This window comes from Niabella terrae, from assembly GCF_054783135.1.
In genome coordinates this window covers 30032-41770 of record NZ_BAAGRD010000036.1, presented here as the reverse complement: position 1 = coordinate 41770, position 11739 = coordinate 30032, and the positions used below count along the sequence as shown (strand labels likewise).

At 44.0% G+C, this 11739-nt stretch carries 9 protein-coding genes; 3 read left to right on the top strand and 6 right to left on the bottom strand.

The genetic code is table 11. From position 1 onward, the window contains the following. The first annotated feature begins 713 nt into the window (after nt 1–713). The 3 genes from ACYVI9_RS15935 to ACYVI9_RS15925 are packed head-to-tail and all read left to right on the top strand — an operon-like array spanning nt 714 to nt 1948. Entirely contained in the window at nt 714–1229 is a 516-nt protein-coding gene (locus tag ACYVI9_RS15935) for a hypothetical protein (RefSeq protein ID WP_460766431.1), read from the top strand. Between the two features lie 2 nt (nt 1230–1231). Beyond that, a complete protein-coding gene (locus ACYVI9_RS15930; RefSeq protein WP_460766428.1) occupies nt 1232–1702 on the top strand; it encodes a hypothetical protein in 471 nt (156 codons plus the stop codon). Nucleotides 1703–1744: 42 nt separating this feature from the next. Beyond that, nucleotides 1745–1948 carry a type II toxin-antitoxin system ParD family antitoxin gene (locus ACYVI9_RS15925; RefSeq protein WP_460766437.1) on the top strand — a complete coding sequence of 68 codons (204 nt, stop codon included), beginning with the start codon at nt 1745–1747 and terminating at the stop codon, nt 1946–1948. Nucleotides 1949–2091: 143 nt separating this feature from the next. On the opposite strand, the gene ACYVI9_RS15920 is transcribed toward ACYVI9_RS15925, so the two are convergent. From ACYVI9_RS15920 to ACYVI9_RS15895, 6 genes are all read right to left on the bottom strand, one after another. Further along, nucleotides 2092–3975, bottom strand: coding sequence for an RICIN domain-containing protein (locus tag ACYVI9_RS15920; protein WP_460766427.1), 1884 nt, complete (start codon nt 3973–3975; stop codon nt 2092–2094). A gap of 380 nt (nt 3976–4355) precedes the next feature. Further along, complete coding sequence (locus ACYVI9_RS15915; protein WP_460766424.1) at nt 4356–5450, bottom strand: sialidase family protein; 1095 nt, start codon at nt 5448–5450, stop codon at nt 4356–4358. Between the two features lie 22 nt (nt 5451–5472). After that, on the bottom strand, nt 5473–6657 hold the full coding sequence (locus ACYVI9_RS15910) for a sialidase family protein (protein ID WP_460766421.1): 1185 nt from the start codon (nt 6655–6657) through the stop codon (nt 5473–5475). 57 nt (nt 6658–6714) lie between these two features. After that, the gene (locus ACYVI9_RS15905; protein WP_460766418.1) at nt 6715–8160 is read right to left on the bottom strand and encodes a sulfatase; all 1446 of its coding nucleotides are present in this window, start codon (nt 8158–8160) and stop codon (nt 6715–6717) included. Nucleotides 8161–8209: 49 nt separating this feature from the next. Beyond that, nucleotides 8210–10105 carry a sialidase family protein gene (locus ACYVI9_RS15900; RefSeq protein ID WP_460766415.1) on the bottom strand — a complete coding sequence of 632 codons (1896 nt, stop codon included), beginning with the start codon at nt 10103–10105 and terminating at the stop codon, nt 8210–8212. A 56-nt stretch (nt 10106–10161) separates the two neighbouring features. Beyond that, the gene (locus ACYVI9_RS15895; RefSeq protein WP_460766412.1) at nt 10162–11736 is read right to left on the bottom strand and encodes a RagB/SusD family nutrient uptake outer membrane protein; all 1575 of its coding nucleotides are present in this window, start codon (nt 11734–11736) and stop codon (nt 10162–10164) included. Nucleotides 11737–11739 lie beyond the last annotated feature (3 nt).

Here is an 11739-nt window from a genome sequence, read left to right as displayed (position 1 = left end):
GAAATAATATTATAGGAGTAAAGTTCAGGATTTTAACCGGAATCCTAAAAGCAGCCGGGAAAATGCTCCCCATACAGATTTTTATTCAAATATCATAGGCCGTCCTCGTTGGATGTTTACAAAATATTTGCCTTTTCTGCCCGGCTTCTATTTTAATGGTCGCTTACTGTCCCGTCAAATGTACATAGTGCGCCGCTTCCTATATTTTCTGACCTCGCTAAAGGAACAAGTTTGGACAGGCTCAGATATGGCAATTTTTGAACCTGCGGCATTAAAGCCGTACGGCTAATACACGACAACTAATGAAGTGTCGGGGAAAAGTAATTACTATTTAACATAATATCATAGTTTAGCTTTCTTAAACAATGCGGGTTTTAGGGAACTTTGACTACACCCGGCGGTGACTTCTATATGGATTCCTGGTTTAAAGACGCTAGGTTGTTTATTAAGATATATGAAGCCTGAGGTATACGTTTCTGGTAAATCTATGGGATAAAATAGACCGCGAAAGCTGCTGATGTGGTGATGATTGGAACCAAAAAAAGATATTTTTATTGGAAAAGAATGAAACGCGTGCATCTCCTAGTCCATCAGATTTCTGCTGCGTTTAAAATACCGTTGAAATTCCTAATGTTTTTTTCAAAAAGTTGATTGACGGGAAAATAATTGTACAAATTGTATAATTTATCGTATCTTTATATTAATCTGCTGTAATGAAAGTTAAAATAATCAGGATCAAAGATGGTCAAGAGATTGATGGGCAAATAATACAGGCTGGGGCGAAAACACCTTTGCCGTCATTAACTGATGGGTGGCGTTTCAATTTCAAAAGCAATACTAGGAAAGAAAAGCTTATAACATATGTTTTGATATGCGACGAGAGTCCGACAATAATAGAGGGGTGTCTTAGTTTCAAGATGAGAGATCAGCATGAGCCTTACATGTCTTATATAGAAATAGCACCACATAATAAATATAAAGACAGAAAATATGATGATGTAGCTGCCTGCCTTATAGCTTTTGCCTGTAGGTTGAGTTTTATTCATGGTGAAGGTGATTTTAAAGGATGGCTCACATTTGATGTTAAAGAGCAGCGCCAGCAGGATGAGACCAAATTGATGGCTCTATATTGTGAAAAATATGGTGCTCTTAGATTCGGACATACCACGACAATGTGTATATCGCCCGAACAAGGTGAAAAATTAATAAAGGAATTTTTAAATAAATAACAATGGTACGCAATAAAGAAATACAGGCAACAGATATATGGAATGAAGATAAAAAGAGTAACTTAAAGTCTTTTATTCTTTCTCATTCTCAAAAGCAATCAAAAGAACGAAAGCTTAAAAACGAACTTTTGGCCGTTCAGTATCAAATAGAAGATTATATTGAGAACGAACATATAGTTGAGAAAAAAAAGATTCTGGATTTCGTAAAACTGTATCTAAAAGCTTTCAATGCGACACAAAAAAGCCTCGCAGACCTTTTTGAAATGCAGGATAGCAACTTACATAAATATCTTACCGAAGGTCGAAAATTAAACGCTAATATAGTACTAAAACTTAGTGCCTTTACACACACTGATCCTGAATATTGGTTTAGAATTGAGGTGAAAAATGAATTGCTTAATGTAGCCAAAGAAAAGGTTACAGAATACAAAAAGTACGATTATAAAAATTTACTTAAGGGTTCGAATAGCTAATTGCAATAGTGTAACAGATAAGTATTTTTCACTGCAAAAGTAATTTTCAACATAGAGTTAAATAGGCGGAAAAGGTGCGAAAATGCCAGTGAAGCTATTCAAGCCGGACTTCGGCTGCTTGAAGAAGAAGAAAATAAGGTTCAGGTATTGAAAAAAGCTTTTGACGAGGGAATTCGCAACGGAGTCGCAAAGGGTTTCGATGTCCAAAGACGTTTAGCTACTTTAAAAGGGATAGGTATGTGTTAATTATTTATGCTTTTGAGGATCTACCGAAAATTGGTGTCATATCTACGAAGTCTGGAAGGAAAATCGGGGCGATAGTTTTAATAGATCTCGAGCTGTTGCTCCTTTTAATTTTAGTCCTCGATAATCTCCTCCCCTCCTTAAATTTATGGTAAGGCTGGAATTGTGTTAAATCGTTGCCCTCCAGTAAAACGAAAATAATAAGAGGCCCCGGCAGCAGGGAATGCCTGTGCATATACGAGACCATTTCGTCCACTGCTAACAGAAAATGAGCTTAAATTCCAATTGTCATAATCAACCACACTGAAAGTAGCTCTGGTAGTAAATTCCAGGACGAAGCTTTGAATGTCTTGTTTTTGTACCGCTCGGTTTAAAGTCAAATGAATTGTTTGTATACTGTTATCCACCCATCGGGCGCCATTATTTACATTATTAAAAATTTGTTCAGTACCATCAGTGTATTTTATAGTCATATTAATATTATCATTTCCACCTCTAAGATCATCGTTACCTGTGTAAAAGGTTGCATACAAATGGCGCACACTACCCTCTGCCTGTCCCTCTGGGTAATTCACATAATCCCGTGTTGGAACGTGGCTGTCATCATATCTCTTGTTTACAAAGTAAGTGCGCCAGGCATATCCGGTTTCCACTTCAAAAAAGCATTTTTTAAGTAGATCGGGAACCAATGTGCGAGTGACATTACTTTGATTAGGGTTGTAAATGAATATCTTACAATCGCCCTTATTGGCTCCCATGTCGCCTCGGTAACGACCGATGGCGTAGCCTACGCCTAATACGACATGCCTCCCTCCATTTACATCATTTATGCCCAATACACCACCTGCAAATAATCCGAGAGGTCTGGAAGTATTTGCATCAATAGACTTTATTAACGATTCCAATTGTCCGCCGTTTGTTCCCTGCAACCCCCATCGAAAAATTTCATTTGCTCTCGTATTATAGGAAACTTCAAGTTCGCTCCATTTTTCGTTCACATCCCAAATTGAATGGTTCTGTCTTGAAAATATATACGATTGAAGTGGTGTTTCGTTTGCTGGCGCGTAAGATTGTTTTGGTATCGGCATATGGTGGTTAAAATAGTCTAGTGCGGTATATACCATACCGCCACACAAACCACCCCAACGCAGGAAATCTTCTCCATTAAATGTATTGATGAAACAGAAACCATGCGTTTCTGGTATAAAAGATGTAACCCGCCGTTGATCATTTGTCCATTTTATTAAATGCCATTTTTCATCAGTTGTTTTATCACGATTTCTAAAGCTAATTCCGGCATTTTCAACATTTCGGTGATTCGGTAAGAACATATAGAATCCTTTTTTGGAAACGACATTGTAAAAGCCATCTTCTGTATTTTCCAGCCGCCATAACTGCGTTTCAGCATTGCTATATGGCATAACTGTAAGGACAAAACCCTGAGTAAGACATAAGCCGTTTTCTGTTTCTATTTTAAAATAGCCATCATTTTGTGGCACCAGTTTCCAATATTGTCTGGCCGGACTATTTATAAAGGAATTCATAAGCACCTGGGATTGGGCCACAGGTTCATCCCCTTTAACTGTGAGGTATCGGTAGTCCCTGGCCGTCCGAATTAAGAAAGATCCGGATTGAAAAAATTCTTCATCAGCTGTTGGCAGGCGTGCTGAAATGGTTTCCGTTCGTGGCGCGGCCGCGTCATATACCGGTGACGCCGTGGCCGGTTCCTTTTCCTTCTTAAATAGGTTGGTGAGATCTGCTTTTGCTTTAGGCTTTCTATCGAAATATTGCCCGTCAATATCAAAGCCTATGTTCCATTTATTGCTGCTAAAGAATGCTGAATACATCATTCTTATCTGCGCAGTGTCACTTGCTTTCTTTACTTTAAATATGAGTTGATTGCCCTGCCTGCGTATCATTCCCACTTGAATCAGGGCATTCAGGACTTTCTCTTCCTGGGTGTTTTGAGCGCATACTATAACTGGCGTTCCAAACAAAACTGTTATTATGAGCAGCATTAAAACTTTCACGATATTAATGAGGAGTTTGTAACTGCAAAATAACTTACCCTCCTATTTTCGGGCAACTACATATTTGGGTAGTGTCTGAAAGATTTTTCGGGAGGCTTTTCGCGCGACTATGGACAAGTTTTTCAAGAGTTCTTTTAGGGGCTCTACTGGTATCCGATAAACTTTTGTTCCGCTTTTACAATATTTTCAAAGAATTCCCTAAGTTCGACATAGTCTGCGGCCGCAAAGACCGGCTCCCGATTATTGGTGAATTTTCGGGTAATTTCCATTTTTGTAGCTGAGCTTAAATACTGGATGTGAAATGAGTGTTTAGGTGCCCTGAATCCGGACATACAGCCGGCATTAAAACATGTAAAATGACCGGCATTAAATGATACCCGTCAGTGCCTGTATTCATTCATCAGCCATGCCAGGTCAAATCTGGCGACCGCGGTATACCGGGGACGGCCTCTTCCATACAGCAATAAGAAGCTGCCGTCTTTCAGAACAATTATATCGGAATAATTAGCGGGTCCTTCAAATATGATTTTAGGATTTGACCAATGCTTCCCTGAATCTGCAGAATAACTGACTCCCAGGTTATTTCTTCCGGGCCCCATAGGCCTGCTGCAGACCATAAACCGCTTTCCCTGAAAACGGAACGTATTAAAGCCCGCGTCGACAGCCGTAAACGGGGGAATCCGGCTTCGTACAGGCCAGGACCAGGTGATACCTCCATCGTAACTATAGGACACGCCCCTGCCGGTATGATTTCCCAGCTCGCTTAAACGGGCATTTAGCAATAATGCATCACCTCCCAGTAGTATAATCCTTGATTCATTCGCAGTAAAACTGTCCACACCCGGTATAAATCCTCCGGGTTGCCAATGATTGCCATGATCATCACTGTAAATTACCGAAACTCCATATTTTCTCTGGTGAACGGGCAGTTTGACTGGAAACCGGTGCCAGACCTGTACTACCATTCGACCGTTTTCCATAGTGATGCCGTGACCGGGCCCTGGCAAATGAAAGGGTCGGCCAAGCGGATCGCCCTGCATCAGGAAACTGATGTCTCTCGGGCGTGACCAATTTATCCCATGATCGTCACTGGTTATAAAGAAAAGCTGTGTGGAATCATTATGAAAATTCCGGGCGAAGAATAAAAAAATCTTTCCGGTTTTCTGGTCTATGACCGGCGTTGGATTGGCATAGCTGGCGCCAGCTGTACTTTTAACAACCGGAACTGAGGGCGACCAGGTTTCCCCCTTATCCAGACTGCGCTTCAGAATGATATGATGTGGACTGGCATCCCCTTTATCGATACGTCCTTCGGCAAATGCGAGTAGGTTGCCATTGCTGGCTTCAATAAGGCCATAGACAAAATGCTCTTTAATTCCGTAACTGCTATCGACTCCCTGAGGCCAGATGACGGACTGGTGAATATACTGTGCTGCTGCCCCTAACTGACCTAAAATCAGCAGGCAGGTCACCATTAATCGCAGTAATATTGCCAGCCTAGAAATCATTTTCTCCCAGTAAAACACCCGGTTGGTATAAGGCCGATTCAGGTATTGTCACAAATACCATTTTTTCATAAGGTGATTTCCTGCCGGCTTCAAAGAAAAGTCCAATCTGACCATCCTTCAGTCTGCTTAAAGAGGAATAGCCGCCGGGGCCTGCATAAACCAATTTACTGTTGGACCAGCTTTTGCAATCATCCAGACTGAGCTTAAGCGTCAAATGCGTTCTTCCCTCCGGGACAGCGGGATTAAAGAAAAGATGCCGGGTCGACTTGCCTTTAGATCCAAGGTTCAGGATACTGGCTTGACAAACTGATTCCACCAGTTGTAAATCATGAACAACAGGCGACCAGGTGATTCCTCCATCCTTACTGTAGGATATTGCCCGGCTATGATGCTGGTTATAGGAGCGCATATTCATCAGCAGACTGCCATCAGAAAGCTCTGTGACCTGACTTTCGTTACATCCGGGTGTAATTGATGCACTGCGTAGCCAGGTTTTTCCATGATCATCTGAATAAAGTACATGGGCTCCATATCCGTAGGGACCTTTCCCAATTCTTGCTGACGGATCGTCATAACTGTGATTGGCCGGAATGACCAGACGTCCTTTATAAATGCCGTTTTGTATCTGGATGCCGATTCCAGGCCCTGTCGCGTACCAGCCCCAGGAAGTATCCCGGGCGACATCCTTCAGACTTTGTGGACGGGACCAGTTGAGGCCATCATCATCAGAATAACATATATAGGGTATTCTGGGGGCGGAAGACTGCTTGCGTATGATTGCTTTTTCTCCGTCATTCCCGTTATTCCATGTCATCATTAGCCAAATACGACCCGTTTGCTGATCTACAACCGGACAGGGATTACCACAGGTATTGCTGCCATCATCCCAAACGACCAGTTCATCACTCCAGGTCCTGCCATTGTCTTCCGAACGTTTTACCAGCAGGTCAATATCTCCGGTATCTCCTTTTTCCCTTGCTTCACAAAATGCCAGCAGTGTGCCCTGTTTTGTCGTAATTAAAGACGGGATTCTGTAATTATTGTATTTACCGGTTCCTTTTTGCCAGAGAATTGACGGGCGAAGATCCTTATGCTGAGGCGGCCTGTAGGCGACCATTAACAGGATCGCAGGCACTATCACTATAAATGCTAGTATTAATTTTGCATGTTTCATTTGTAATTTTTTTATTGTGCGGATGGGTCCGCTAAACCAGCGTTATATGAATGAAATCTATGGTGCATGACACTGACGATATTCATTCAGAAGCGCCCCGAGTCTGCGTTCTGCCTTTCTGTATTTCCTAATGCCGGCCAGGTTAAGGGACTCGATGGAATCGACACGCATATCATAAAGTTCCCGGGATTCAACCAGGCCGTCCTTTAAACGATACCATAGGGTATAGCGCCAGTCTGAGGTCCTAATGGTATAACCCATATGTGTTGGTCGGCCGGTGGTGATCGCGTTATAAGGTCTCCCAAACTGGCTGTAGGCCGGATAGGTCCATTTCATTCGGGGATGATTCAACAGGGGTTTCAGACTTTTTCCTCCTAAACCGGTCATAGGGGGAAGATCACAAAGGTCCAACAAGGTAGGGTAAATATCCAGTGCTTCGACGATGGCCGGTGTGACGGTGCCTTGATGCGCGCCTCCCGGGACGGAGATGATCAGGGGAATTCTGGTGTCCAGTTCAAAATTGGCAGATTTACACCAGAGATCCTGTTCCCCCAGATGGTAACCATGATCGCCCCAAAGCAGGACGATAGTTTGCTGCCGTAATCCCAATCGATCCAGTTCATCGAGAATTTTACCAATCTGCGCATCGACAAAACTGATACAGGCATAATAAGCCTTTATCAGCGCTTCTTGTTGCTGCGCTGACAATGGTCCGGAATCGGCAATATCCGTATATCCACGTAGTTCCTGAGAATGGTGAAAGGCTATTTCAGGCGCATTGCGGGGTCTGGCATTGAATGCAGTCGGAGCAAACGCGGTATTTTCATATAGCTTCAGGTATTTTTGCGGGGCATTGAATGGCAGATGCGGTTTTTTGAATCCTGCTGCCAGAAAAAAAGGCCCACCCGAATTTTTAAAACTTCTAAGTGCCTGTATCAATTCATTGGCAATTTTACCATCCGGATATTTATCATCGGCACCCGGAGTGAACTCATAAGCAGCCGCCTTCCCTTTTTTTTGATTTTGAGGTAGGAAGTATTCCTCGCTGCGTAGCGACAGATTCTGTATAGAAGGTAGGGACCAGGAAGCTTCATCCTGCGTATTTCTGGACCCGTGATATATTTTTCCGATGCCCCGGGCAATATATCCAGCCTTGCGAAAAGCCTGCGGCAGTGTGACCAGGTCCGGATATTTTTTGCGAAAATGGGTAACCAGGTCTGTTACCCCGATGTCATCAGGCCGGCGTCCCGTCATGACCGAGCTGCGCGAAGGATTGCATACCGCCTGCTGACAATAGGCACGGTTGAATAAAATGCCCCGGGAAGCAAGCTGATCCATAAATGGCGTGATAGCTTTTGCATCCCCATAGCACCCCAGGCTGGGCCGAAGGTCATCGATGGTGATCAACAGCACATTAAATGGTTTTCGGTTAGGCCTGGCATGAACCCAAACCTTATTAAATACGGTGAACAAAAGGAAGCTAATGATAATCTTTATCTTCATGTAACGGCTTATTTTTTACTGAAAACTGCTTTGGCTTTTCTCCGCAGCATTACCTTCGATACACCACAATCCCTTCCTGTGGACTTTCCACACCCCCCTCCCCCGCTATCACCAGGGTGCCATCTGCTGCAAAGACGGCATCCGTGTTTCCAATAGGATCCGCATAGCCCCGGTAGGCCGTCTTGGTAAACAAATTGCCCAGGGTGCTGAAGGTACTGCCGCCATCCGTACTACGGAACAGCTGGGGACTGACGCCAAAATTGGGACCGCGATAGGTTTCGGGATCACGGGTGCGACCTGAGGCATTGATTAAATAAATATCCCCCTTCTCATCCGTCAAAGCGATACCTCCGATCATATAACCGCCCGTCAGACTGGTGCCATCGGATTCCATAGCTTCGGGAACTGACCAGGTCTCTCCTCCGTCACTACTGTAAGTGATCAATTTACTTTGGGGGGAAGCATTCCCGTGGGTCAGGATCAGCAACAATCTGGAATCAGCCAGTTCCATGACCGATCCTGCCGAAATATTCAAACCTTCCAGCCCCTGACTGGTATGCCAGCTATTACCCTGATCATCGGAAATAGCGAGTTTTAAAACTTTACCTCCATAGATCACTGGCATGACCAACCGGCCATTCTTTAGTTCTATACCATGTCCGGTACTGCTTTTCAAATAGCCATTGGCCGGGTCTTCCAACTGTGTGGTTAAATCAACCGGAGATGACCAGCTTTGACCATTATCATTTGAAACGATCTGATACATCGTTTGTTCTGGCGTGTAACTAAAGTTTCCATTGACCTCGGTCAGCGAGATTTTATTGTAATGCAGAATGATTTTACCATCCGCAGTATTCAGCACCTGTGGGAACCCATACGTATCATCAGTTCCCGAACCTGCAATCACTTTTAATTCCCTATCCCAGCCGACACCGTTATTTACGGAACGGGACATCACGATATCAGTATTTCCTACGGCCATTGTCTGCTGTGCCACTCTTTCAAAAGCTGAACCGGGTTGAGACCGACCCTCTGCGAACAGAAGCAAATCCCCATTGGAGGCTTTAGTGAGTGCAGGTGCCTGCAGCCGGTTATAGCCCTGCTGATGTTCATACATGGCGTAGTCCACCGTATACATATCTGAACTCTCCAGATAAAAGTCATGCACCGTGACAAAATTTCTCCAGGGACGGATCTGAGGCGTAAAATAATATGGGGTTTCTCGGGATATCTTAAACAAAAAGCAAAGGGTACCATTCACTTTGATATAGAAAAGATTGTCATGAATTACGACTTCCAGCTCGGCAGGTACGCCAGGAATGATCACTTCATTAGCCGTCGGCCAGCCCTGATCCGGGTCGACCGTGGCCCCCAAAGTTCCGTAAAGATCAACAAAGAACATCGGTGCTATACTGCTATTGCCATCCATCCCGAAAACGAATACGCCGCCGGTGTTCCAGCTCGCGCCCAATACCAGACCGGCAGCCGTACCACTGAATGTTCCGAATGTTACTTTGCTGTACATATAGAAACTTTTTCCTGAACCTACAGGTACAAAATATTTGGAATATGCCCAGTTGTATTTGTAGCTATTGGGATCACCCCCCAAATGATCAGCGTCCGAGAGTGGGTAGTAGTTACGGTGAGGGATCAGCCGCATCCCGCCGGATTCCCGTACCCAGGATACCGTATCATGCATCGCCTTATAATCAGTATATCCCTTGAAAAGAATTTTACTGAAATCCGGCTGGTTGTCTTTCATCAACCAGACGCCTGCCTGACGGGTCTTGTCAAAAGGAAAGGGAAGTGAGTCTACAATATTGACTAAGGAACTGTCTTCAAAGGGACCGGGAAAGTCAAAATGCTGTTCTTTATAACAACCCATATTGGCCAGCAGGCTCAGTAGCCCAACTGACAAAAGCAGACTTTGTATGCGTTTTTTCATAAAATTTCGTTCTTTATTCTTAGAATGTAAAGACTTTCCGATTTTAAGTTTAAAAATTACGGCTGTGAAGATGGATTTGCTTTAATAAACCAGGCATCTTCCTGCTGTAAACGGGTCAATATCTCTTCCCGCTTTGGCGAAGCATATTTCTGCGCTACCGTTTCTGCCAGCTGATTCTTGCCCGAGAGCCTGGACCAAAGCATCAGATCATACCAGCGTTTACCTTCAAAAGCAAATTCCCTGGCTTTTTCCTTAAAAATCAATGCCAGCATAAATTCCTTATTCTTATAGTCCACTTCTGCCGGATCCAATTCCTCCAGACCCCGCGCCTCCCGTAGCATATTGACAAAATTGAAAGCTGTTGCATAATCTTCCAACATCAGGTCCGCGATTGCTTTGATCAGGAAGGCATCAGCACTTCGATAAAAAGGCCAGCTGGCATCACTTTGGTATGCAGGCCGCATGCTGACTACATTGTCCTGGCCGATATATTTCCAGATGACTGTATCTCCATTAATAATTTTATAGCTGAACTCCGTGCGAATGTCTCCCCCCTCATAGGAGAAAATATGCTGAATGACATCCGTAGCAGGTTTCAGATAATATTTACCACCGTCTGAAGCAATCGGAGACGTGAATTCCTGAAGTCGGTTGGTCTCGAAGCTATTATCATAACGGTAGCCCAACAAAAACATAGAATGCAGGGAGGCATAGGACCCCGTAAACTGGTTGATCCAGGTACCAGATGTACTCAGTGTGTGATTGGAATTTCTAACGGGTGAATTTGCAAAGGCAGATGCTGCCTGATAGTTCCCCAGCCAAAGCGCCAGTTCAGCGGCAAAAGTTGCTGCCATCACCTGCGACACCCTTCCGTATCGTTCCTGGGCGGGCAATGAATTTCTGTTCCACTGAAAATTGAGGGGTAAGATACCCAGAACTGTCAGTGCATCACCATAAATCATTTGCCAGACTTCATCGCGGCTGGCGGGATAGTAATAATTCTCCCTGATCTCTCCACCCGTCATATCCCGGGTTTTTCTTCTCAGGGTATCCCCATTCTGGTCAATATAACTGATTTGCTCTGCCATATCCGACAGAATGATTGGGAATCGATCAAAATTTCTGACCAGGAGGTAATAACAGTAGGCGCGTAGCAATAATGCTTCTGCATAGAAAGCCCCGGCGTCCCGTTCCATAATTTTGTCATCTAGATTAGCGACTACATACACTTTCTCCATTTGTCGATTACAACGGGCAATGGTCTTATAAATACCTGCGTAACTGGTATAGGGATTTTCGGGGCTGATATTGTTTAACACAAATTCGTTTATATAAGGATCGGGCTCTTTCTGCCCTGTCGTTACCATGTCTGCCCTGGCATCGCCCCAGAGCAGCAATTTATGTACTTCCTGAGTCAGCGGCTCATACATTCCCATGGCACTGGCATTTAGGTCCTCCCGGTTTTTGTTGAAGTCTTCTTCCTTCATAACAGAATAAGGGTCCACATCGTAAAAGCTTTTACAACCGGTCAACAATACCAGGAACCATAAACAAATGGCCACCGGATTGTATCGCAGTCTTTTAGCGATGCGTGTTCCGGTTTGGACTGTATATACAGGTATCTGATGCATATG